At 65.2% G+C, this 22,231-nt stretch carries 19 protein-coding genes and 1 riboswitch; of the genes, 14 read left to right on the plus strand and 5 right to left on the minus strand.

The window, feature by feature from the left end:
• Positions 1-5: 5 nt before the first annotated feature.
• The 3 genes from GVL61_RS17030 (at position 6) to GVL61_RS24795 (ending at position 1,308) form a co-directional block, all read left to right on the plus strand.
• Positions 6-575, plus strand: coding sequence for a septal ring lytic transglycosylase RlpA family protein (locus GVL61_RS17030; protein ID WP_159981851.1), 570 nt, complete (start codon positions 6-8; stop codon positions 573-575).
• A 122-nt stretch (positions 576-697) separates the two neighbouring features.
• Positions 698-1,096 (plus strand): Rrf2 family transcriptional regulator, encoded by a 399-nt coding sequence (locus tag GVL61_RS17035; protein WP_159981852.1) that lies wholly within the window; start codon positions 698-700, stop codon positions 1,094-1,096.
• A gap of 53 nt (positions 1,097-1,149) precedes the next feature.
• Complete coding sequence (locus tag GVL61_RS24795; RefSeq protein ID WP_200844762.1) at positions 1,150-1,308, plus strand: hypothetical protein; 159 nt, start codon at positions 1,150-1,152, stop codon at positions 1,306-1,308.
• A gap of 108 nt (positions 1,309-1,416) precedes the next feature.
• Here the strand turns inward: GVL61_RS24795 and GVL61_RS17040 are convergent, their stop codons facing one another.
• The 4 genes from GVL61_RS17040 to GVL61_RS17055 all read right to left on the minus strand — a co-directional run bounded on the left by GVL61_RS17040 (position 1,417) and on the right by GVL61_RS17055 (position 5,931).
• Positions 1,417-2,163 carry an ABC transporter ATP-binding protein gene (locus tag GVL61_RS17040; RefSeq protein WP_159981853.1) on the minus strand — a complete coding sequence of 249 codons (747 nt, stop codon included), beginning with the start codon at positions 2,161-2,163 and terminating at the stop codon, positions 1,417-1,419.
• Entirely contained in the window at positions 2,160-3,125 is a 966-nt protein-coding gene (locus tag GVL61_RS17045) for an iron ABC transporter permease (RefSeq protein WP_159981854.1), read from the minus strand. The genes GVL61_RS17040 and GVL61_RS17045 overlap by 4 nt, the downstream gene beginning before the upstream one ends.
• The gene (locus GVL61_RS17050) at positions 3,122-4,015 is read right to left on the minus strand and encodes an ABC transporter substrate-binding protein (RefSeq protein ID WP_235037754.1); all 894 of its coding nucleotides are present in this window, start codon (positions 4,013-4,015) and stop codon (positions 3,122-3,124) included. Before GVL61_RS17050 ends, GVL61_RS17045 begins: the two co-directional genes overlap by 4 nt.
• Positions 4,016-4,113: 98 nt before the next feature.
• Positions 4,114-5,931, minus strand: a complete 1,818-nt coding sequence (locus tag GVL61_RS17055; protein WP_159981855.1) for a TonB-dependent siderophore receptor — start codon at positions 5,929-5,931, stop codon at positions 4,114-4,116.
• Between the two features lie 109 nt (positions 5,932-6,040).
• Positions 6,041-6,245, minus strand: a riboswitch (cobalamin riboswitch).
• 306 nt (positions 6,246-6,551) lie between these two features.
• On the opposite strand from GVL61_RS17055, the gene GVL61_RS17060 reads away from it, so the two are divergent.
• The 11 genes from GVL61_RS17060 (at position 6,552) to GVL61_RS17110 (ending at position 20,391) form a co-directional block, all read left to right on the plus strand.
• Entirely contained in the window at positions 6,552-7,625 is a 1,074-nt protein-coding gene (locus tag GVL61_RS17060; protein WP_159981856.1) for a cell wall hydrolase, read from the plus strand.
• Positions 7,626-7,798: 173 nt separating this feature from the next.
• Entirely contained in the window at positions 7,799-8,161 is a 363-nt protein-coding gene (locus tag GVL61_RS17065; protein WP_159981857.1) for a hypothetical protein, read from the plus strand.
• A 432-nt stretch (positions 8,162-8,593) separates the two neighbouring features.
• Positions 8,594-9,556 carry a malate dehydrogenase gene (gene mdh / locus GVL61_RS17070; protein WP_043971045.1) on the plus strand — a complete coding sequence of 321 codons (963 nt, stop codon included), beginning with the start codon at positions 8,594-8,596 and terminating at the stop codon, positions 9,554-9,556.
• 123 nt (positions 9,557-9,679) lie between these two features.
• Positions 9,680-10,570, plus strand: coding sequence for a succinate--CoA ligase subunit alpha (gene sucD, locus GVL61_RS17075; RefSeq protein ID WP_159981858.1), 891 nt, complete (start codon positions 9,680-9,682; stop codon positions 10,568-10,570).
• Positions 10,571-10,767: 197 nt separating this feature from the next.
• Positions 10,768-13,617, plus strand: a complete 2,850-nt coding sequence (locus tag GVL61_RS17080; RefSeq protein WP_159981859.1) for a 2-oxoglutarate dehydrogenase E1 component — start codon at positions 10,768-10,770, stop codon at positions 13,615-13,617.
• Positions 13,618-13,625: 8 nt separating this feature from the next.
• The gene (gene odhB / locus GVL61_RS17085; RefSeq protein WP_159981860.1) at positions 13,626-14,855 is read left to right on the plus strand and encodes a 2-oxoglutarate dehydrogenase complex dihydrolipoyllysine-residue succinyltransferase; all 1,230 of its coding nucleotides are present in this window, start codon (positions 13,626-13,628) and stop codon (positions 14,853-14,855) included.
• 118 nt (positions 14,856-14,973) lie between these two features.
• Positions 14,974-16,371, plus strand: a complete 1,398-nt coding sequence (lpdA, locus tag GVL61_RS17090) for a dihydrolipoyl dehydrogenase (RefSeq protein ID WP_159981861.1) — start codon at positions 14,974-14,976, stop codon at positions 16,369-16,371.
• Positions 16,372-16,499: 128 nt separating this feature from the next.
• Positions 16,500-17,972 carry a DUF4403 family protein gene (locus GVL61_RS17095; protein ID WP_159981862.1) on the plus strand — a complete coding sequence of 491 codons (1,473 nt, stop codon included), beginning with the start codon at positions 16,500-16,502 and terminating at the stop codon, positions 17,970-17,972.
• A 132-nt stretch (positions 17,973-18,104) separates the two neighbouring features.
• Positions 18,105-18,542: a hypothetical protein gene (locus GVL61_RS17100; protein WP_159981863.1), complete on the plus strand. Its 438-nt coding sequence runs from the start codon at positions 18,105-18,107 to the stop codon at positions 18,540-18,542.
• Positions 18,543-18,559: 17 nt separating this feature from the next.
• The gene (locus tag GVL61_RS17105) at positions 18,560-19,303 is read left to right on the plus strand and encodes a TorF family putative porin (RefSeq protein WP_159981864.1); all 744 of its coding nucleotides are present in this window, start codon (positions 18,560-18,562) and stop codon (positions 19,301-19,303) included.
• A gap of 125 nt (positions 19,304-19,428) precedes the next feature.
• Positions 19,429-20,391, plus strand: coding sequence for a zinc-binding alcohol dehydrogenase family protein (locus tag GVL61_RS17110; RefSeq protein WP_159981865.1), 963 nt, complete (start codon positions 19,429-19,431; stop codon positions 20,389-20,391).
• A gap of 84 nt (positions 20,392-20,475) precedes the next feature.
• On the opposite strand, the gene GVL61_RS17115 is transcribed toward GVL61_RS17110, so the two are convergent.
• Positions 20,476-22,179 carry a hypothetical protein gene (locus GVL61_RS17115; RefSeq protein ID WP_159981866.1) on the minus strand — a complete coding sequence of 568 codons (1,704 nt, stop codon included), beginning with the start codon at positions 22,177-22,179 and terminating at the stop codon, positions 20,476-20,478.
• Between the last annotated feature and the right edge of the window lie 52 nt (positions 22,180-22,231).

Genomic DNA, 22,231 nt, shown 5'->3' on the forward strand with positions numbered 1-22,231 from the left:
GCGCTATGGTTTTCCTGCGAAACACGCTCGCCCTTGCCCTTACCGCCGCACTGGCGGCCTGCGGCGGCGGGGTCAAATACCGCCCGGTCAGCGATGTGCCGGTGCGCATCGGACCATCCTACAAGATCCGCGGAACCACTTATACGCCTGCCGCGCAACCGGGCTACGACATGCTCGGCTATGCGACGTGGTACGGCAGCGAAAGCGGCAACCGGGTCGCCAATGGCGAGCGTTTCCGACCCGACTGGGTGACCGCCGCGCACAAGACCCTGCCCCTGCCCTCCTACGTGGAGGTCACCGCGCTCGACACCGGCAGGCGTATCGTGGTGCGGGTGAACGATCGTGGGCCCTACGGCGATCAGGCGCGCATCCTCGACCTGTCGAAAGGCGCGGCTGAGCTGCTCGGCGTGCGCGCCATTGGCAAGGCGGCGGTGCGGGTGCGCGTTGTCGAGCCATCCGAGAAGGACCGCGCGGCCCTGCGCAAGGGCAAGCGCACCCGAGAACTGCCTCCCGTCTCGGCCCGCGCGCTCACCAGCCTGCAGGACCAGTTCGCGCGCGGCGTAGGCCAGCGCTGAAGATACTGCCAAACCCCGCCGGGGCGGCATTTTAAAGCCGCTGGACCGCACGTAGTTAATGCAGCTATATGTTTTCTTTCAAAGACATAAATGGTTCGCATGACTCAATATCCGTCGCCGCCATGCGGCTGACCGCCCATACCGATTATTCCCTGCGCATTCTGCTACACGCCGCCCTCGTTGCGAAGGAAGGCCCGAAACTGCTCTCGATCGCGCAAGTTGCGTACGAGCAGCGGATTTCGCGCAATGTTGCGATGAAGGTGGTGAGCATGCTCGCCGAAGTTGGCCTGCTCGAAACCGTGCGCGGGCGCAGCGGGGGGTTCCGGCTTGGCCGTCCGGCGGAGGAAATCGGCCTGGGCGAGATCGTGCGCCTGACCGAGCCGCGCCGCAACGCCGGTGACGGTAACAACTGCGGGCTGACGGCGATGCTGAGCCGTGCCACGAACGCCTTCCTCGCGGAACTGGACGGGCTGACCCTGGCCGACGCCGCCGCCTCGCGCCTGCGCGCACTTCTCATCTGATCCAGGAACTATGCGGCCTCTTTGCGCGTTATCTCGTGGAGAGGAGAAATATCATGAACATCGGAGCCGAACTTCCTTTCCGTCGCAGCCGCTTTGCGCGGGCAACGGGATCGCTGATCCTGGACCTCCAGCGCGAGGAAAACCTGCGCGAGAGCAGAAATAACAAGCAAACCATGCGCGTCTGGACCAGAGGTCGGTTTCTTCCCGGCTGATCCCGGTTGATACGGTGGGGGCTTCGGCAAACTCAGCCTGAGTGATTTTCGGAAAAAATTTCGATTTTTCACTCAGGCTGAGTTTGCCGAAGCCCCCGCCGTAACTCTCTACCCCAGCGACAAGGCCCGCATCCCGCGCTCGCCCAACCAGCCTGCCTTGCAGCCCCAAACTTGCTCGATCACTTCGGATCGCAGGGCGTGAGCCGGTTCGCCGTCCGCCGCCAGCCGCCCTCTGTCAAGGACGATGACCCGGTCGGCGAAGTTCATCGCGGTCGCCAGATCATGCAATACCAGCACCACGCCTCGCCCTTTGCCCGCCTGTTCGCGAAAACGGCGCATCAGCGCGATGGCATGACGCAAATCGAGATTGGCCAATGGTTCGTCGGCCAGCAGCCAGGCCGGGCAGGTTGCCAGCACCCGTGCCATCAAAGCCCGAGCCCGCTCACCGCCTGAGAGGCGGGAAACGCGGCGATTGCGCAGCGCGCCCAGATCCATCGCCGCAATGGCCTCTTCGATGGCGTCTCTTCCTATCTTCGCCCCGGCATCGCCCCAAGGCAGGCGGCCAAGCGAGACGAGTACCTCGACGCTCACGTCCCAGGCGATTTCCGGCGACTGCGGCAGATACCCGATAGACCGTGCACGCTCCTGAACGGGAACATTGCGCATCAGCCGCCCGCCAAGCGTCACCAGTCCGCCATCCGCCGCGACAAGGCCGCCAAGGCATGACAATAGCGTCGATTTTCCCGCGCCGTTCGGCCCGCATATCGCCGTCACCTCACCCTCGTGAAGCGACAGCGTCAGATCGGTGAGCCGATCGGCAAGACTCAAGGTCACGCAGCCCAGGGTCGCGGTCATGCCAGCCCCCGGCGCATGTCGAGCAGCAGCTTGAGGAAGAATGGTGCCCCCAGCAGGCTCAGTGCGATACCCAGCCGCAGTTCACCGCCGCTGAGCGGCAGAACCCGGCACAGGCAATCGGCTACAAGCAGCAGCAGCGCCCCGGCCAGCGCGCTGGGCACCATGAGCGAGGACGGGCGCCGGTCGGTCAGCGGACGCACCAGATGCGGCACCATCAGGCCCACGAAGCCGATCACGCCCGCGACCGCCACCGCCGCGCCGACAGCAAGGCCCACCCCCACGATCATCCGCGCCTGCAACCGCCGCGGCTCCAGCCCCAGCGAACGTGCAGCCACTTCTCCCAGCGTCAGCGCATCCAGCCCCCGCCCGGCAGACAACAGTACACCCACCCCTATCAGGGTCAGCGGAGCGGCGATGCCCACTTCGCGCCACGACCGGTCGGCCAGCGCGCCCATCAGCCAGGTAACGATCTCGCTCATCGCAAAAGGCGTGGGTGAGAGGCTGATCGCAAGGCTGGTCAGAGCGCCCGCAAGGCTGGCAATCATCAGGCCGGCCATGGTGAACAGGGCGACCCCGCCTTCCCGCCCGGCGATGAGTGCGAGCAGAGCCATCGCGCCGCCCGCGCCGACAAGGGCAAAGACCGGCAGCAGCCAGACCGAAGCCGCATAGCCAGCCCAGAAACTCAGCACCGCGCCCAGCGCAGCGCCGGGCGCAATGCCGAACAGGCCCGGATCGGCGAGCGGATTGCGCAGATATCCCTGCATCGCTGCCCCGGAAACACCCAGCCCCGCGCCGATCACCAGGGCCAGCGCTGCGCGCGGCAGACGCAGTTCGAACAGGATCAGCGCGGCGTTGCGCGTGGTCGGCGCAATAGGGTCGATCCACACCCGCCCAGCCAGCAGCGAGAGCGGCACGGCAACGACGAGCGCGGCGACGAGAATCAGGATCAGGCGGCGGTTCATGGGCGGACCCTGGAAGCGGTCGATGGGAAGTCCAGCCCCCGGCGCACCTGCGCCAGCCGGGACAGTGCACGCGGGATGCTTGGGCCCCCGCACCACAGCAGTGAACGGTCGAGCGGAGCACGGGCCATGCCCTTGACCTGCGCGAGGGCGGGATGGCGCAGCATTCGATCCTCTTCGGCGGCGGGCGAGCCCACGGTGAAGATCACGCGCGGCGGATCGGCCAGCACGCGTTCGAGCGGCAAAAAGTCCGCCTGACCGAGCCCCCGCGCGGCAGCGGCATTGGCAAAGCCGGAGCGGTGCATCAAGTCGACGATCAGCGTTTTCTCTCCCGCAACGATGCCGCCCGATTCCCACAGCAGCGCCGGGACCGGCTGCGTACCGGCAGGCGGCGCGGCGTTGGCAAGCGCGGTTTCGATGCGGTCGACCAGCGCTTCGCCCTCCAATCGGTTGCCGGCCAGCGCCGCAAGGCTGCGCACTTGCGCCAGCGACCCTGCGACATCGGATGGGATCGGCTCCTGCACCACCTTCATCCCCATGTCGCGCAGGGCCTGCACCGTCGTGGGCGCCATGAAGCTGCTGCCCACCACGACGTCGGGAGCCAGAGCCGCAATCTCTTCGACGGTGCCCGAAATGTCACCGAACCGGGCCGCTTCCGCGATGTCCATCGAGGTCGCGGAAGGATCGTGGCTGTAATGCGAGATCGCCAGCAGCTGCCCCGGCGCCGCGACTTGCGCCAGCACCGCATCGGTGCAGGGGTTGAGCGAGACGATCCGGGGGTGCACCACATCGGCGATCGGAGCATCATTTTCGCAGCCCGAAAGCGCGAGTAGCGACAGCAGAGCCAGCAGGCACGATGCCCGACTGCCCCGCGTTGCATCATCCCCGCGCAATCGGGAACGATGGCGTGTTTGAACATTGCGCAGGAACCGCAGCCCCTCCCTTGCGGAAGGGGCTGCGCCGGTCGGCAAAATCGCGACCGGGCGCGTCGTCACATCTTCACGCGGACGCCGGCGTAGGCCGAGCGGCCCGGCGTGCCGTAAGTGCGTACGACTTCGTAATGTTCATCAAACAGGTTCTCGATCCGGGCGTAGACCTCGACGTTCTGTATTACCGTGAAGGCACCGCGCAGGCCGACAACGACATTGCCGGCCACGTACTGGCTGTTGGCGGCATCATCATAGCGGCCGCCGCCCACGCGCAGGTCTGCCCCCAGCTTCAGGCCCAGCTCCCACGCCTTGTCGAGGCTGGCGTAGAAGTTGGTCTTCGGACGGCGGGCCAGCCGTGCGCCGGTCAGCTCGTTGGTGGCATCGAGATAAGTAGCCGCAAGATTGATGTCGAAGCCTTCCCAGTTGGCCACCTGCATCCCCAGCTCCACGCCCTTCGCCCGCGCGCGGCCCACATTGTAGTAGTTGTACTGGGTAAGGTCGTAGTCGATCAGGTTCTTCGTCTTGCGGTCGAAATAGGTCAGTGTGAAGCGGCCCGTACCGGCGGCGAAAGGCTGTTCGATCCCGGCATCCCAGCTCTTGGAAGTCTCTGCGTCGAGCGCGCGGAAACCGGCATTGGAATAAAGCTGATAGAGGGAGGGTGCCTTGAAACCCTCGCCGTAGCTGGAGCGCAGGATCGGCGCTTCGTCGCCCGAACCGAGCACCCAGGCGCCGTTCACGGCAAAGGTGGTCTTGTGGCCGAAGTCCTCGTGATCGTCGTAGCGCAGGCCGCCGTTCAGCGTCAGGCCCGCAAGCGGGCGCAGTGTCAGGTTGCCGTAATAGCTGTCGATCGAGGTATCATCGTTCGAGCCGTAGTTGTCCGAGAACTTCTGCTTCTCGGTCTCGGCGCCAAGCTGCAGGCTGGCCATCTCGACCGGCGCGAACACCACCTGGCCCTCGAAGCGCTCGGTGCGCCCCTTGGTCTGGTAGGGGCCGAACACGGCGTCGTCGGAAATGCGCGTGGTATCGTTGATCCCATAGCCCACGCGGGCAGAAAGGCGGTCGTCTAGGCCGGAGTAGCGAAGGTTCGCATAGCCCAGGGTATCGCGCTTGTAGCCCACGTTAAGCGCGTCGGCGCCGGTGTTGTCATAGTCGTAATTGGCCTTGGTGTAGAAACCGCCGGCATCGACCGAGAGACCCTGTGCCAGTTCGACTGCGGCGCGGGCATTGGCGCTCTTGCTTTCGAAGCCGTCCTTCTCGGTGGCACCCCGATCCTCGTTGAAGGCCGAGAACCCGTCACCCTTCATCCAGTTGCCGCCCAGCGTCAGGCCGACGGGGCCGACGAGACCCGCTGCCGACGCGCTCACCTGCTTGCGGTCACGCCAGCCATATTCCGCTTGGGCGCGCGCAGTCCACTGGTCCGTCGGACGGGCAGTGATGAAGTTGATGACGCCGCCGACGGCGCGGCTGCCCCACAATACGCCCGACGATCCACGTACGACCTCGACGCGGTCGAACTGGCCGATGGTGAGCGCACCGAAGTCGAAGCCGCCGCCGACGTCGCCTGGATCGTTGATGCGTACGCCGTCGATCAGGACAAGGCTCTGCGCGTTTTCGGCGCCGCGGATGAACACGCTGGAAGGCTGGCCGAAGCCGCCCGACTGAACGGTCGACACACCGGGGATGCGGGCCAGAACTTCGGTCGCCGTGGTCGCCTGGGTGCGCTCGATCTCGGCGCGGGTGACGACGGTGACGGACTGGCCAATTTGCGTGATCGGCGTGGGCTGGCGGGTCGCGGTGACGACGATCCCGTCCGACGCGTCCTGCGCCAACGCAGGTGTGCTGATGGCAAGCGCAGAACCGATCAGAAACAGATACTTCATTGTTTTTCCTCCGAACCTTGAACGTAATCGCCGTTCTTGGCGGAGGCCCTCGCGCGCCCTTCCTCATGGCGCGCGGGTGCTCGCTGCATGCCGGTGCTCCCCGCCCGGCTGCGGAACGACCGTCTCGGGCAGGTCTCCTGGCTCCCGGATCATCGCCCGTCCCCGCCTTCCCAGCGCGTCCTCTCAAGGAACTGCAGCCAGTGGCGCGTGTGGAGACAGGCTCTCCGGTCACAGTTGCGGGGGCAGCGCCGGCAGTTTCGGCCGACTTCCCTCTTAGGCCCGTATGTGCGGGCACCCATGACGTACCCGCGCCGATAAGGCCGCGCCGCGCCCTTGGCAAGCACGCGTCTTCGCGATGAATTCTTAAGTTCTTCGGCGTAAAGATACAGGCTGTACCGCAACGGGACGGCGACAAATGTCAGGATGCGCCAACCGGAATTGTCGGTAAGGCCGGGTGCTGCAGAATTGCGCCTCCTTCTGGATTTAGGACTCGAGTGCTTCCACCCCTTGCCCTTTCCGCATCCGACGCTGCTCCGGCGGCCCTGAGCGGATTCGGGGCCGAGGAAGCGTTTGAACGCCCGCGTGATTTTTCCGGCCGCTACCCAAGGCGCGCCCGCGGCATGGGCCGACACCCGATCAAGCTGCGACGGCGCTGGACGCTGGGCGTCACCGCGCTCGCCGCCGTCGCCCTGCCCGCCTTCGCCGAACCCAATGCGCTCGGCGCCGGATGGAACCGCTTTTCCATCGCCGATGCCGGGACGCAGGAAACTTCCATTTCGCCCATGCCCTTCGAGCAATCGGGCACAAGCTTTCCCGGTTCGGCGTTCTATTACCTCGCCCCCGAAACCGCTCCGTTGCGCATCGGCGAAGGCATCCGCTCGGACGCCGACGATGCCGTTTCCGGCCCGACCCTCGGCGCCGGGCCAACCGCGCGGGCGCTCCGAATCGACAACTCCGGCGTAGACCGCAGTCGCGCGCTTCAGTGCCTGACCGCCGCGATCTACTATGAAGCTGCAAGCGAGCCGGACGCCGGGCAGCGCGCCGTAGCGCAAGTCGTGCTCAACCGGGTCGCCCATCCAGCCTACCCAAAGACTGTCTGCGGCGTCGTCTACGAAGGCTCGGAGCGACCAACCGGCTGCCAGTTTTCATTCACCTGCGACGGCGCCCTCGCCCGCCGCCCGCAGCCCATGTTCTGGGACCGCGCCGAAAACGTCGCGCGTCAGGCGCTGTCGGGGTACGTCTATGCTCCGGTCGGCCTCGCGACGCATTATCATACGGTTCAGGTCAGCCCCTACTGGGCGCCCAGCCTGAACTACCTCGGCACCATCGGCGCCCACCGCTTCTACAGCATGCGCGGCGCCGCCGGAGCGCCCGCCACTTTCCGCTACGCCTATTTCGGCGGCGAGCCGATGGCCGCACCGCACCGCCGCGACGACAGTTCCAGCGCTGCTGCCGCCGCCGCCGCGCTCGACCCGCTGGCGGTGCAGCGTGCCTTCGGCCTGACCGCCGAACCCGTCGCATCGAGGGAAGTCCCTGCCCTGCAGGCTCCATCCACCGCGGCCCCCAGCTATTCCTCGCAAGTCGAGGAACGCGGCGGCGACGCCCTCTACCGCGCGCAGAATTTGCCCGCTTCGCAGGGTATCAAGGCGGAGTACGCCAACTCCGGCCGCTGGATCGCCAACCCCGGCAACTAAATTCTCGATTTGCAGGCCAATTGATAATCAATCGATTGCAAAGGGTTGCCCAAGGGAATGTCCCTAAGGGCAATGGTCAAGGTTTCGGAAACCAAGTCCTCTCATGATGGATTAGCGCCTCATCGGATAGAACGGGCGCAAGCAACGACCACAAGACAAGAGGCCTACAGTACATGACCATCCGTTTTGCCGCCGCCTGGGGCGGGACTACTCCGGCCATTGCGCGGTCCCTCTGCCTGAGCGCCCCCCTCGGCGCGGTCAACGACAACACCCGCCGCAGCGGCCCGCCGCTACGCACCGTATCCAGCGACATGGCGAGTGCTGTCGACGCAAACCTGGCGGAGAGCGAAGCCGCACTAGCCGCCGCGCTGATGCATTTCGCCCGTCACGGCCTCTCTGCCGCCACTCGCGCCCGAACCGAAGCGGAAACGGCCCATGCGTCGGGCAACGTGAAGGCCAGCGCGCACTGGCTAGAGATCTGCCGCCAACTCGATCGCCGTATGGCCGCCGCCGCGACGCGCCGCCTGCAAGCCTGAGGCGTCGGGGAAGAAGCGGGGTTCCCGCCTCCGCGGCGATCTCGCTGATTTTTCTGACCCCGCCACCGGCCACGAGCGACCATCTGGACCGGGCCTTCGACGAGTCGCGGCCAAGGGGGCTTGCCGCGCCCTCCGCGATGACGGACACCTTGCCGGCCAAACGTCAAAATGAACGGGGCATCTCTGCGCATGATTGCCGGAAAGTGTCTGAAGTGGCTGTTTCCCGCCATTTAAGCTTGCTATTGCAATTGCGAACTATTATCAAATAAAAGTGCGACGATCCACTGAGGAAGGCCGTTTGGCGGTTGCAATGTGCTACACAGGGGCGTAGTGCGCGGCTTGCAAACCCGGCGCCTGCCTTCTGCGGGATTGAATGCAGGCCGCTTTTGAAGTCCGTCAAAATCCCGCCATTGGGAAGGACACGCACGGATCATGGCTCGTAAGAAGATTGCCCTTATCGGCGCAGGCAACATTGGCGGCACGCTCGCCCACCTCGCCGCGCAGAAGGAACTGGGCGACATCGTCCTGTTTGATATTGCCGAGGGCATTCCCCAGGGCAAGGCGCTCGACCTGTCGCAGTGCGGCCCGGTCGAAGGCTTTGACGCCTCCATCACCGGTACCAACGACTACGCCGACATTGCCGGCGCGGACGTCGTCATCGTCACCGCAGGCGTGCCCCGCAAGGCCGGCATGAGCCGCGACGATCTGCTGCAGATCAACCTCAAGGTCATGAAGGCCGTGGGCGAAGGCCTGAAGCAGTACGCACCCGACGCGTTCGTGATCTGCATCACCAACCCGCTCGACGCGATGGTCTGGGCGCTCCGCGAATTCTCGGGCCTGCCCGCGAACAAGGTCGTCGGCATGGCCGGCGTTCTCGACTCGGCACGTTTCTCGACCTTCCTCGCTTGGGAATTCGGCGTTTCGATCCGCGACGTGAACACCTTCGTGCTCGGCGGCCACGGCGACACCATGGTGCCTGTCGTACAGTACTCGACCGTCAACGGTATCCCCGTTCCGGATCTCATCAAGATGGGTCTCACCACCCAGGAGAAGATCGACGCGATCGTCCAGCGCACCCGTTCGGGCGGCGGCGAGATCGTCGGCCTGCTCAAGACCGGCTCGGCTTTCTACGCTCCGGCAGCTTCGGCAATCTCGATGGCCGAAGCCTACCTGAACGACCAGAAGCGCATCCTGCCCGTCGCCGCCTATGTCGACGGTCAGTACGGCGTTGACGGCCTCTATGTCGGCGTACCGGCAATGATCGGTGCCGACGGCATCGAGAAGGTCATCGAGATCGAACTGGACGAAGAAGCCAAGGGCAACTTCCAGGTCTCGGTCGACGCGGTCAAGGAACTGCTGGTGGCCTGCAAGGCCATCGACGGCAGCCTCGCCTAAGATCACACCGGCCCGCGCGGTTCGGCCCTGTCACAGTGGCCAGTATCGCGCGGGTTGAATAGTTTCTTGGAAGGGTCGCCGGTTCTGCCGGCAGCCTTCCACGATCAGGAACAGGGAAAACCGATGTCGATCCTTATTGACAAGAATACCAAGGTCATCACGCAGGGCATGACCGGCGCGACCGGCACCTTCCACACCGAGCAGGCGCTGGCCTACGGCACGCAGATGGTCGGCGGCGTCACCCCCGGCAAGGGCGGCACGACTCACATCGGTCTGCCCAACTTCAACACCGTCGCCGAAGCCAAGGCTTCGACCGGTGCGACCGCATCGTGCATCTACGTTCCGCCGCCGTTCGCAGCCGACTCGATCCTCGAGGCGATCGACGCCGAGATGGAACTGATCGTCTGCATCACCGAAGGCATCCCCGTTCTCGACATGGTTCGCGTCAAGCGCGCCCTTTCGGGTTCGAAGTCGCGCCTCATCGGCCCGAACTGCCCCGGCGTTCTGACCCCCGGCGAGTGCAAGATCGGCATCATGCCCGGTTCGATCTTCTCCAAGGGTTCGGTCGGCGTTGTCTCGCGTTCAGGCACGCTCACCTATGAGGCGGTCTTCCAGACCACCAATGCAGGCCTGGGCCAGACCACCGCAGTCGGCATCGGCGGCGACCCGGTCAACGGCACCAACTTCATCGACGTCCTGGAGCTTTTCCTGGCCGACGAAGCTACCCAGTCGATCATCATGATCGGCGAAATCGGCGGCAGCGCCGAAGAAGAAGCGGCGCAGTTCCTCAAGGACGAAGCCAAGCGCGGTCGCAAGAAGCCCATGGCGGGCTTCATCGCGGGTCGTACGGCGCCTCCGGGCCGCCGCATGGGCCACGCCGGCGCTATCGTCTCGGGCGGCCAGGGCGGCGCTGAAGACAAGATCGCAGCCATGGAAGAGGCAGGCATCAAGGTGTCGTCCTCTCCCTCGCTGCTCGGCGAAACCCTTGTGGAAGTCCTCAAGGAACTCGCCTGACCTGATACCACTCGTGCGGCGCGGAATTCTTCGGAACCGCAGCGCCGCACGAGTGATTACCATGACGCGCCGGGGCATTTCGGTCCCTCGCGCCACTACCGAGCGGCATTTCGGCCCTCCTCCCCAGGACCGTGAGCGCCGCGAACACACAGACAACGCCGGGACACCTGTGTCCGGCGTGGCGATAGGTGATTCCTATGGGCGACGAGAGTTTCGAATTCACCCCGGACATGGCGCTGGAAGAGCCCCAGGCCGGCCCGAGCTGGCAGCGCGGCAACTGGCCCCTCGTCGGCGGCGACGCCGAAGATGACTGGACCCAGGGCCTCGATCCCACGGTTCTCAAGGTCGAGATCACCAAGGCAGCAGCCAAGGGCGGCGCCAAGGTCGACCAGGCCAGTATAGACGAAGCGGCGGCCGATGCCATCCGCGCGATGATGCTGATCCGCACGTATCGCGTGCGCGGTCACCTCGCAGCGGACCTCGACCCGCTCGGCCTCAACCAGCGCAAGCTGCCTGCCGACCTTACCCCCGAGTACCACGGCTTCGTGGGCGCGGCGCAGGACCGCAAGGTCTACGTCGGCGGCGCCCTCGGCCTGCAGTGGGCCAGCGTGCGCGAGATCGTCCAGATCCTGCGCGCCAACTACTGCGGCAAGGTCGGCCTCGAATACATGCACATCTCCGACACGGAGGAGCGCCGTTTCCTTCAGGAGCGCATGGAAGGCGCCAACAAGGAAATCGAATTCACGCCGGAAGGCAAGAAGGCGATTCTCTCGGCGGTCGTGCGCGGCGAGCAGTACGAGAAGTTCCTCGGCAAGAAGTACGTCGGCACCAAGCGCTTCGGCCTGGACGGCGGCGAATCGATGATCCCCGCGCTCGAAGCCGTCATCAAGTACGGTGGCCAGCTCGGCGTGAAGGAAATCGTCTACGGCATGGCCCACCGCGGCCGCCTGAACGTCCTCGCGAACGTCCTCGCCAAGCCCTACAAGGTCATCTTCCACGAATTCTCGGGCGGCACTGCCAACCCTGAGGACGTGGGCGGTTCGGGCGACGTGAAATACCACCTCGGCACTTCGGCCGACCGTGAATTCGACGGCATCAAGGTTCACATGAGCCTGATGCCCAACCCCTCGCACCTCGAAACGGTGGACCCGGTCGTGCTCGGCAAGGTCCGTGCCTACCAGGTCATCGCCGACGACATCGGCGACGACATCGGTCCGGACGCCCGTCACAACCAGGTCCTGCCCGTCCTGATCCACGGCGACGCGGCCTTCGCTGGCCAGGGCATCATCTGGGAGTGCTTCGGCCTTTCCGGCGTGAAGGGCTACAACACCGGCGGCTGCCTCCACTTCATCATCAACAACCAGATCGGCTTCACGACGAGCCCGCAGTTCGCGCGCAACTCGCCCTATCCCTCTGACGTCGCCAAGGGCGTCCAGGCTCCGATCCTGCACGTCAACGGCGATGATCCGGCAGCGGTTACCTTCGCCTGCAAGCTGGCGATCGACTACCGCCAGACCTTCAAGCGCGACATCGTGATCGACATGTGGTGCTACCGCCGCTTCGGCCACAACGAGGGCGACGAGCCCGGCTTCACGCAGCCCCTGATGTACGCCAAGATCCGCCAGCACCCGCCGGTCAGCAAGATCTACAGCGACAAGCTGAAGGCCGAAGGCGTGATCGATGACGCATTCCTGGGTCAGACCGAAGATGCGTTCACCGCGCATCTGGAAGAGCAGTTCGAGGCAGCCAAGACCTACAAGGCCAACCAGGCCGACTGGTTCGCCGGTCAGTGGAGCGGCTTCCACAAGCCCGCCGATCCCGAGACCGCGCGCCGCAACGTCGACACCAAGGTCGAACCCAAGCTGTTCGAAAGCCTGGGCCGCGTGCTCACCACCGTTCCTGCGGACCTCACCGTCCACAAGACGCTGTCCCGCGTGCTTGCCGCCAAGGAAGAGATGTTCAAGTCGGGCGAAGGCTTCGACTGGGCAACGGCGGAGGCGCTCGCCTTCGGCAGTCTCGTTTCCGAGGGGTACGGTGTGCGCCTCTCCGGTCAGGACTGCGGACGCGGCACCTTCAGCCAGCGCCACGCCGTCTGGACCGACCAGACGGACGAGCACAAGTACACGCCCCTGACGACGCTGCCCCACGGCCGCTTCGAGGTGCTGGACTCGACGCTTTCGGAATATGGCGTACTCGGCTTCGAGTACGGCTACGCCAGCGCCGACCCCAAGACCATGGTCCTGTGGGAAGGCCAGTTCGGCGACTTCGCCAACGGCGCGCAGATCATCATCGACCAGTACATCGCCTCGGCCGAATCCAAGTGGCTGCGCGCGAACGGACTGGTGCTGCTGCTGCCGCACGGCTATGAAGGCCAGGGTCCTGAGCACTCCTCGGCCCGTCTGGAACGCTACCTGCAGCTCTGCGCACAGGACAACATCCAGGTCTGCAACATCACCAGCCCGGCGAACTACTTCCACGTCCTGCGCCGTCAGATGCGCCGTTCGTTCCGCAAGCCGCTCGTCATCATGACCCCCAAGTCGCTGCTGCGCCATCCGCTGGCAAAGTCGAGCGCCAAGGACTTCATCGAAGGCGACTTCAAGCGCATTCTGTCGGACCCGAGCGGTTCGGCGGACGCGGACACGAAGAAGGTCATCCTGTGCTCGGGCAAGGTCTTCTACGACCTCCTCGAGGCGCGGGGCGCGGCCGAGATCACCGATACCCAGATCATCCGCCTCGAGCAGCTCTACCCCTTCCCGGGTGAGCCGCTGGCCAAGCGTCTGTCGAAGATGCCGAACCTCGAGGAAATCGTATGGTGCCAGGAAGAGCCCAAGAACAACGGTTCCTGGTTCTTCGTGGAATCGCTGGTCGAAGCAGCGGCCATCGAAGCAGGGGTTTCCGCCCCTCGTCCGCGCTATGCCGGTCGTTCCGCTTCGGCGTCGCCCGCCACTGGCCTCGCCAAGCGCCACACCGCCGAACAGGCGGCGCTGGTTGCCGATGCACTGCATCTTTCCGTTCGTTCCGAACTCCGTCGCAAGCAGAAGGCTTGAGATAAACCATGTCCACTGAAGTCAAGGTCCCCACGCTCGGCGAGTCCGTCGCCGAAGCCACCATCGGCCAGTGGCTCAAGCAGCCCGGCGAAGCCGTTGCTGCCGATGAGCCCATTGCCAGCCTCGAGACCGACAAGGTCGCGATCGACGTCATGGCGCCGCATGCCGGTGTCATGGGCCAGCACATCGCAGCCGAAGGCGACAATGTCGTCGTCGGTGCGCTGATCACCACCATCGAAGCAGGCTCGGGCGCGCCCGCAGCCGCCAAGCCTGCTGCCGCGCCCGCCGCAGCTCCGGCTGCTTCGGCTCCGGCATCTGCCGCCGCTGCTCCGGCAACCGAGGAAGCCGCTGCCGGCGCTTCGGTCCTGTCGCCGGCCGTGCGCCGCGCGATCCTGGAGCACGGCATCGACCCCGCGTCGATCAAGGGCACCGGCAAGGACGGCCGCATCACCAAGGACGACGTCCTGGAAGCCGCCAAGAACAAGCCCGCATCGGCTGCTCCGGCTGCTGCTGCGTCCGCTTCGGTCCCCGCCTCGGTGCGCGGTGAAGAGCGCGTGAAGATGACGCGCCTGCGCCAGACGATCGCCAAGCGCCTGAAGTCCGCGCAGGACACCGCAGCCCTGCTCACCACCTTCAACGACGTCGACATGTCGGCCGTCATCGAAGCGCGTGACAAGTACAAGGACGTGTTCCTCAAGAAGCACGGCATCAAGCTGGGCTTCATGTCATTCTTCGCCAAGGCTTCGGTCCTGGCCCTGAAGGACATTCCGGCCGTCAACGCCCAGATCGACGGCGACGAGATCGTCTACCACGACTACGTCGACATCTCGATCGCCGTATCGGCCCCGAGCGGCCTGATGGTCCCCGTCGTCAAGGACTGCGACAAGCTGGGCTTCGCGGGCATCGAGAAGGCCATCGCGGGCTTCGGCAAGAAGGCCAAGGAAGGCAAGCTGACCATGGAAGACATGAAGGGCGGCACCTTCACGATCTCCAACGGCGGCGTGTTCGGCGGTCTGATGTCGACCCCGATCATCAACCCGCCGCAGTCGGCGGTGCTGGGCCTTCACCGCATCGAAGACCGTGCCGTGGTGCGTAATGGCGAAATCGTGATCCGCCCGATGATGTACATCGCGCTGTCTTACGACCACCGCCTGATCGACGGCCGCGAAGCGGTCACCGCGCTCAAGACCATCAAGGAAGCGATCGAGGATCCCACCAGGCTCCTGATCGACCTCTGAGAATACAAGACCCCGCCCGCCCAGAAGACCGGTCGGGCGGGGTTTTCACTTGCGCTGAAATTACTATTTTCCACTCGTGCCTGAACACTGCGAGGCATGAGCGTACGGAGGCCTGAACATGGCTGATTACGACTACGACGTCCTTGTCATCGGTGCCGGCCCCGGCGGCTATGTCGCGGCAATCCGCGCAGCCCAGCTGGGCCTGAAGACCGCCTGCGCCGAAGGACGCGAGACGCTGGGCGGCACCTGCCTCAACGTGGGCTGCATTCCCTCCAAGGCCTTGCTCCACGCGTCGGAATACTTCGAAGCGGCCAAGGGCGGCGCGATGGCGGCGATGGGCATCAAGGTGACCCCCGAGCTGGATCTCGACACCATGCAGGGCCAGCGCGTAGACGCGATCAAGGGCCTGACCGGCGGCATCGAGTTCCTGTTCAAGAAGAATAAGGTCGACTGGCTCAAGGGCTATGCCAGCTTCAAGGACGCGCACAGCGTCGAAGTGGCCGGCAAGACCGTCACCGCCAAGAACATCGTCATCGCCACCGGCTCATCCGTCACCCCGCTCCCCGGAGTCGAGATCGACAATGCCGGCGGCGTCGTGGTGGACAGCACCGGCGCACTTGAACTGACTTCCGTGCCCAAGAAGATGGTCGTCATCGGTGGCGGCGTGATTGGCCTGGAACTGGGTTCGGTCTGGCGCCGTCTGGGCGCGGAAGTGACCGTCGTCGAATTCCTCGACCAGCTGCTCCCCGGCATGGACGGCGAAGTCCGCAAGGAAGCCGGCAAGCTGTTCAAGAAGCAGGGCATGACGCTCAAGATGGGCACCAAGGTCACTGGCGTGACCGTGGAAGGCAAGACCGCCAAGGTCACTGTCGAGCCCGCCAAGGGCGGTGACGCGGAAGTCATCGAAGCCGACGTCGTCCTCGTCTCGATCGGCCGCCGTCCCAACACCGAAGGCCTCGGCCTCGACAAGATCGGCATCGAGCTAAACCAGCGCGCGCAGATCGAAACCGACCACGACTTCGGCACCAAGGTCGACGGCGTCTGGGCAATCGGCGACGTGATCCCCGGCCCGATGCTTGCCCACAAGGCCGAGGACGAGGGCATCGCCGTGGCCGAGAACATCGCTGGTCTCACCGGGATCGTGAACCACGACGTCATCCCCGGCGTCGTCTACACCCAGCCCGAGTTCGCGGGCGTGGGCCTGACCGAGGAAGCCGCCAAGGAGCGCGGCGCGATCAAGGTCGGCAAGTTCCCGATGATGGCCAACTCGCGCGCCAAGACCAATCACGAGCCGGACGGCTTCGTGAAGGTCATCGCGGACGCCGAGACCGACCGCGTTCTGGGCGTATGGTGCATTGCCTCGGTGGCCGGCACGATGATCGCACAGGCCGCGCAGGCGATGGAATTCGGCGCTACCAGCGAAGACATCGCCTACACCTGCCACGCACACCCGACGCACTCCGAGGCGATCAAGGAAGCGGCGATGGCGGTGACCGGCAAGCCGATCCACATGTGATCGGCCTGCAATAGATCGACGAGAGGGCCGGCGTGAAAGCGCCGGCCTTTTTCGTTGGTCCCGGCTGTGGAACCTCCTGCCCCATTCGTGAATTTCTCCGCGACATGGTTTCACGGGGCGTTTCAGGCATGACATTCCACCGCGCGGCGTTGCTGCTTCTGGCGTCCACTTTCGCCCTCTCCGCCTGCAAGGAGACCAGTGACGTAAGCCCCCCTCCCCGCGCCCACGACATGATCAAGGTCGACCCGCAAGCCTCGCTCATCACCGTGCCGGTCCATGCCGATCTCGGCAATCTGGCCGCTGCGCTCGAAGACGATATCCCCCGCACGCTCTGGACCATCGACCAGCCCGAACAGACCTGCATGCGGTCGAAAAGCGTGGACCTGGGCATCGCCACCATCAAGACACCCAAGCTCAAATGCCGCATCGTCGGCGAAGTGCGGCGCGGCCCCTTGCGCTTTGCCGGCAAGGGGCGCGAAATCGTGCTCGATATGCCGCTCCACGCAGTCGTCCGCGCCGAGGACATCGGCGGCCTGCTCAAGCGTGAAACCGCCACTGCCGACGCGATGGCCCATGCCGTCATCCGCCTGACGCTGGCGCAGGACTGGACCCCGCGCGGGACGGTCGATATCCGCTACGACTGGACCAATGCCCCGCATATGGAGTTCATGGGCCAGCGCATTGACTTCACCGCCCAGGCCGATCGCAAGCTTGCCCCGGTGATCGCCCGCCTCGAACGTGACTTGCCCGGCCAACTCGGCAAGCTGGAGGTTCGCCGTCAAGTCGAGGACGCCTGGAACTCGGCCTTCACCACGCTGGCCCTCAACCGCGACAACCCGCCGGTCTGGATGCGCGTCAGCCCCACCGAATTGCAGTATGGCGGTTACGAACTCGACGGCAACAAGCTCCTGCTGCGCCTCGGCGTCAAGGCGGTGACCGAAACTTTCGTCGGCAAGCGGCCGGCCGATCCGGCGCCCTCTCCCCTGCCCCCGGTGCGCCCACTGGAGACCGAGGCAGGCAAGCTGGCCTTCTTCATCCCCGTCGTCGCCGATTACCGCGAACTGGAGCCGGTACTGATGAAGGCGTTGCACAAGCGCGCGGCACAGCCGTTCTCGGTGCCCGGCGTCGGGCCGGTCAAAGCCGATTTCCGCAAGGCGACGATCTACGGCACCAGCGGCGGGCGTATCGCCGTGGGCGTGGAATTCACGGCGCGCGATGTGGCAAAGCGGGTCGGTCCGACCAAGGGCACCGTATGGATGACCGGCCTGCCGACCAACACCGAAAATTCACGCAAGATCGGCTTCGAAGAGTTCGCCGTCAGCGGCACCACCGACATGCGCGGCGGCGATCTTATCCTGCGCCTTGCGAACACGCCGGGCATGGCGGCCACCATCGCCGCGGCGCTCGCCCAGAACTTCGAGAACGATTATGCCAAACTGCTGGGCAAGATCGGCCGCGCGATCGAGGACAAGCGCGAGGGCGACCTGCTGATCCGCGCTGAAGTCACCCGCGCCCGGACGGGGCGTATCAAGGCCGCTGGCCAAGGGCTCTATCTCCCCGTTTGGGCCGATGGTACCGCGTCCATCACCGTGCAGCGGTAAGACTGTCCCGCTACCGAACAGAGATCGTAACAGTCAGGCAACAAGAGAGACGCAATCGCAGCTTAACCCGAACTTGCACAAGGATTGTGCAACGATGCCCATTATTTAGGCAATCATGTTAGGGAGACGACTTTGAGCCTGTTCGCCTTCGCCGCTTTCGCCGCGGCAGCAACCGCATCTGCCGCCCCTCATGCCCATTCGGTCCAGCTCGACCACCGGGGCAGCACCTACCAGGTCGACTACCGCGCCCATGTCGAGACCCGGACGCGCACGATCGGCATGTCGCCGCCAACGCGCCCGAGCAGCCAACGCTGCGTGCTGACAGCCAACGTTTCGGTCGAGCGGGTGATCGGCGGGCAGGCAGGCCATGAACTCAAGGCCATGCTGCCTGGCAAGGAGAGCTTCACCCGCTACCTGCCAGGCGATTGCCGCAACCGTCAGGATCAACTCGCCAAGCTGGTAGAGGACAAGTCGCAGGCTATCGGCGCCCATCTTGCCCGCGCCGCCGTTGACGACCACCAAAGCGCACTGGCCGCCATAGAAACCGCCCACCACTTCGCCGCAAACTGAAGGCACCCCGCTCAAGCATGAATTATCGTTTCCATTGCCTGGTCGTCGCCCTGTGCGGCGGCCTTGTCTCCTTTGGCGCACAGGCCCAGACGGCAGCCAGTGTCTCCCTCGAAGCCGAGACCGACCACCGCGAACGGGGCCTGAGCTGGAGCGACGGCAAACCCGCGCTGTCCGCCTCGGTCACCATCCCCGTCACCTACGACCTCGCGCTCGACGTCGAAGGCCTGACCTTGCGCGACAGTGCGCGCCACGGCGGCGCCGACCTCGGGCTGACGATCGCCCCGCGCTATACCGTGAGCAAGGCAGGCTGGGACTTCACCGCCGGCGCGCGCGGGCATGTCTTCGTCGGGCGCGCGGGCACCAGTTATGTCGAGGTCACCGGCGATGTCAGCCATACGATCGGCCCCGTTCAGCTCGCTGTCGGCGCCGCATTCGCGCCCTCGCAAGGCGCGATCGGGGGACATAACCTCTATCTGGACGCCGCCGCCTCGATCAGCATCCCCGGCACGCCGATGACCGTCTATGGCGGGATTGGGCGCACCAGCGGCTCATCCAGCGACGACGCCAGGGCGCTGCGACTGAGGCCCGGCGGCAACTACACCGATCATCGACTGGGCATCGAGCATACCGCCTCCAATCTTGCGGTGGGGCTGCGCTATTCGGATACTTCCATCAGCCAGCGGCGAGTCGACCCGCTCTCGCCCTGGTATGACCGCCACTTCGGCGCCCGCGTAGTAGCCTACGTGCGTTTCACGCCTTGACCCCGCCAGTAACCCGTCGATGCCTGCCCCAGCTGGCCGATTGACCAGATGCGCCGTCCCCGGTGTAACTGGCACGAGTGCGTACAGCTTGGCCCACGGGTGGCCGGCACAGACGGGAGAGACCGATGAAGGCAGTCTGGTACAACGAAAACGGCGGCCCGGAGGTACTGCATCACGGCGACCTTCCCGATCCGGAGGTCGGTCCGAAAACCGTGCTGATCCGAGTCGAGGTGATCTCGCTCGAAGGCGGCGATTTGCTCAACCGCATCCACACGCCCCCGGCGCGCGTACCGCATGTGCCCGGCTATCAGGCCGCCGGTACGGTCGTCGCGGCAGGTGCCGAGGTCACGCGCTTCAGGACGGGTGACCGCGTGGTCGGCTTCAACTGGAACGGCAGCCACGCCGAGCTTTTCGCCGTACCGGAATCTTACGCCTATCCGGTGCCCGAAGGCATGGACCTCGATATCGCCGCCGTGGTGCCGATCGCTTTCGGGACAGCTTACGACGCCCTGTTCACCTATGGCGGCCTGACGGCAGGCGAGACGGTATTGGTGCAGGGCGCGGCCGGCGGCGTCGGATTGGCGGCAGTGCAACTGGCGGCGCAGGCCGGCGCCACGGTGATCGGCACGGCGTCAGGCCCTCAGCGGCTCTCACGTATTACACCGCTGGGGTTGACCCACGGCATCGATTACAAGCGCGAGGACATCGCCGCGCGCTGCAAGGAGATAACAAGCCGCAGGGGCGTCGATCTCGTACTCGATCTGGCGGGCGGCAAGGGCAAGGATGCTCTGGTGGAAGCCCTGCGCGGTCATGGCCGCTATGCGGTGATCGGTGCGGCCGAGGGCACGTTGCCCAGCTTCCGGTTCTTCGAGATGATCCGCAAGGCCATGCAGGTGACCGGCATTTCGTTCGGCCGTGACATGCATACCCCGCGCGTGCATGACCTGATGGCAGACCTGTTCGCGCGGGTTCATGCCGGCACGCTGGTGATGCCGATCGAGCGGGAGTTCGCCCTGTCCGAAGCGGCAGAGGCGCACCGCTTCGTTGCCGAGGGGCACCCTTTCGGGCGGGTGGTGATGCGGCCCTGACGGCACAGTTCGCGATGGGGCCTCATCCTTATTAACCCCGCTCAGGCTGAGCGAGTCGAAGCCCCATCGCGCGAAGCGTCCCCCTCAGATCGTGTCGGGATAGACCGGGCGAATATCCACCGGCAACGCCGCCATCCCCGCGATCGCGGCGTCGGCCTCCGCATCCAGCTTTGCCCAATTCGCCATGAACGCCTTGGTACCTTCGTAATCGCCGGTCGCCTGCAGCATCAGCATGTCGTGGAGCAGCGCTTTCAGCCCCGCCTCCATCTTCGCATCGTCCACCACGTAGCGTTTCGCCGCCGTGTCGTAGGTGAAGGCGCCGTGCGCGCGCAGGTACGCATATTGCAGCGCCGCGCCCTTGCCATGCGCCTCGACCGCACCAAAACGCACTGCACGGAAGATGCCGGTGAAGTAAGTCGCGAAAAGCTGCGGGCGGTCGGCGACAGGCAGTTCGCCCTTCTGCATCATCAGCAGGATGTTCCAAACCCCGGCGACATCGGCCTTGGCTTCTTCCAGCGCCGAGTTCTGTTCCTTCAGCGCCTTGTCGACCGTGGTCTTCTCGCCGTTCACGACGATCGAGCCCGGCCCAAGGCTGTGCGACAGTTCGTGGAACAACGTCTCGTACTGCATGTAGTCCTTGGCGACGTGGCGGGCCTGATCGTCCTTCAGCACCAGTGCCGCCATGGGCTGGAGCGTGCGGTCGAACTTGGCGCCCAGCACGTTGGAGAGGATCACCTTCTTGGCACCCTTGGCCTCGCGCACGCGCTCGTCGTTGGGCAGGTTGAAGGCGATGGTCTGCGGACCCGGCACGTTGTCACCGCCGCCGCGCACCTGTTCAGCCACAGCGATCGGGCTTTCGAAGCCGCGCTGGAAATTCTTGTACTTGTCCTCGATCGGGAGGTTCGCCTCCATGTCCTTGAGGTACTTCTTGTACTTCGCCAGCGCGGCCGACTGTTCCGGATCCTTGAGCGTGACGAAGCTCTCGAAAGAAGTCTTCGCGCCCATGAGGCGGTCGGTGTAGACCTCGTAAGGCCCCATCGCGACTTCGATCGGCGTGTCCGTCAGGTCCATCCAGGCCAGCTCGCTCTCGTAGTAATCATCGGAGAGAAAGGCCTTGGCCCGCAGCGCAAGGAACTTCTTCAGACTGGGGTTGCTCGTCCGTGCGGCGGCCTGTTCCAGCAGCCTGGAAGCTGGTTCCAGCCACTGCCGGTACTCGACCGAATAGGGCACGGCGATCAGCTTGTCGCCCTGGCGGCGCACCACCGTATAGGCGCCAAGCAGCGCGGCCTTCTGGTCGGGATGGGCGGCGACATAGGCTTCCAGTTCGGCCCGCGTCATGTTCTCGGGATAAAAGCCCGCGCCCTCGGGCATCGGCGTAGTGCCCCAGAACGGGTGCAAGTCGGCCAGTTCGTCCCACGGGCCGAAGTTGCGTGCGAACATTTCGACCAGCAGGTCGCGGTCGGCCCGGCGGTTCATCGAAACCGCACGCTGGACCTGCGGGTTCTGTTCATAGCGCTGGCGCAGGTAAATCTCGCTCATCAGGTCTGACGCCTTGATGAGCAGGTTGACGACATCGCGCTCCTCGCTGCTCAGAAAGGTGGTGTCGACCTGCATCGGGATCGTCGCCAGCTTGTCCTTCTGCACGGCCAGGTCGTAGTCCGGTTCGGCTTCCACAGCGGCTCTTTCTGCAGGGGCGACAGGCGCGGAGGCAACTTCGACGGGAACCTGGGTGCAGGCCGCGCTCGCCAGCAACAGGGCGGCGGTGGAAAGACGCTTGAGGGTGATCATGGGGATGTCCGTCGCATGGGGGGATTGGGGGCAGACTAGAGCGATGCGCGGG

The sequence above is a fragment of the Novosphingobium sp. 18050 genome (assembly GCF_902706195.1).
Lineage (GTDB): Bacteria > Pseudomonadota > Alphaproteobacteria > Sphingomonadales > Sphingomonadaceae > Novosphingobium.

Bases quoted from the DNA above. Each gene is read 5' to 3' on its own strand.
- GVL61_RS17030 (WP_159981851.1), top strand. From the start codon at position 6: ATGGTTTTCCTGCGAAACACGCTCGCCCTTGCCCTTACCGCCGCACTG.
- GVL61_RS17035 (WP_159981852.1), top strand. From the start codon at position 698: ATGCGGCTGACCGCCCATACCGATTATTCCCTGCGCATTCTGCTACAC.
- GVL61_RS24795 (WP_200844762.1), top strand. From the start codon at position 1,150: ATGAACATCGGAGCCGAACTTCCTTTCCGTCGCAGCCGCTTTGCGCGG.
- GVL61_RS17040 (WP_159981853.1), bottom strand. From the start codon at position 2,163: ATGACCGCGACCCTGGGCTGCGTGACCTTGAGTCTTGCCGATCGGCTC.
- GVL61_RS17045 (WP_159981854.1), bottom strand. From the start codon at position 3,125: ATGAACCGCCGCCTGATCCTGATTCTCGTCGCCGCGCTCGTCGTTGCC.
- GVL61_RS17055 (WP_159981855.1), bottom strand. From the start codon at position 5,931: ATGAAGTATCTGTTTCTGATCGGTTCTGCGCTTGCCATCAGCACACCT.
- GVL61_RS17060 (WP_159981856.1), top strand. From the start codon at position 6,552: ATGGGCCGACACCCGATCAAGCTGCGACGGCGCTGGACGCTGGGCGTC.
- GVL61_RS17065 (WP_159981857.1), top strand. From the start codon at position 7,799: ATGACCATCCGTTTTGCCGCCGCCTGGGGCGGGACTACTCCGGCCATT.
- mdh (WP_043971045.1), top strand. From the start codon at position 8,594: ATGGCTCGTAAGAAGATTGCCCTTATCGGCGCAGGCAACATTGGCGGC.
- sucD (WP_159981858.1), top strand. From the start codon at position 9,680: ATGTCGATCCTTATTGACAAGAATACCAAGGTCATCACGCAGGGCATG.
- GVL61_RS17080 (WP_159981859.1), top strand. From the start codon at position 10,768: ATGGGCGACGAGAGTTTCGAATTCACCCCGGACATGGCGCTGGAAGAG.
- odhB (WP_159981860.1), top strand. From the start codon at position 13,626: ATGTCCACTGAAGTCAAGGTCCCCACGCTCGGCGAGTCCGTCGCCGAA.
- lpdA (WP_159981861.1), top strand. From the start codon at position 14,974: ATGGCTGATTACGACTACGACGTCCTTGTCATCGGTGCCGGCCCCGGC.
- GVL61_RS17095 (WP_159981862.1), top strand. From the start codon at position 16,500: ATGACATTCCACCGCGCGGCGTTGCTGCTTCTGGCGTCCACTTTCGCC.
- GVL61_RS17105 (WP_159981864.1), top strand. From the start codon at position 18,560: ATGAATTATCGTTTCCATTGCCTGGTCGTCGCCCTGTGCGGCGGCCTT.
- GVL61_RS17110 (WP_159981865.1), top strand. From the start codon at position 19,429: ATGAAGGCAGTCTGGTACAACGAAAACGGCGGCCCGGAGGTACTGCAT.
- GVL61_RS17115 (WP_159981866.1), bottom strand. From the start codon at position 22,179: ATGATCACCCTCAAGCGTCTTTCCACCGCCGCCCTGTTGCTGGCGAGC.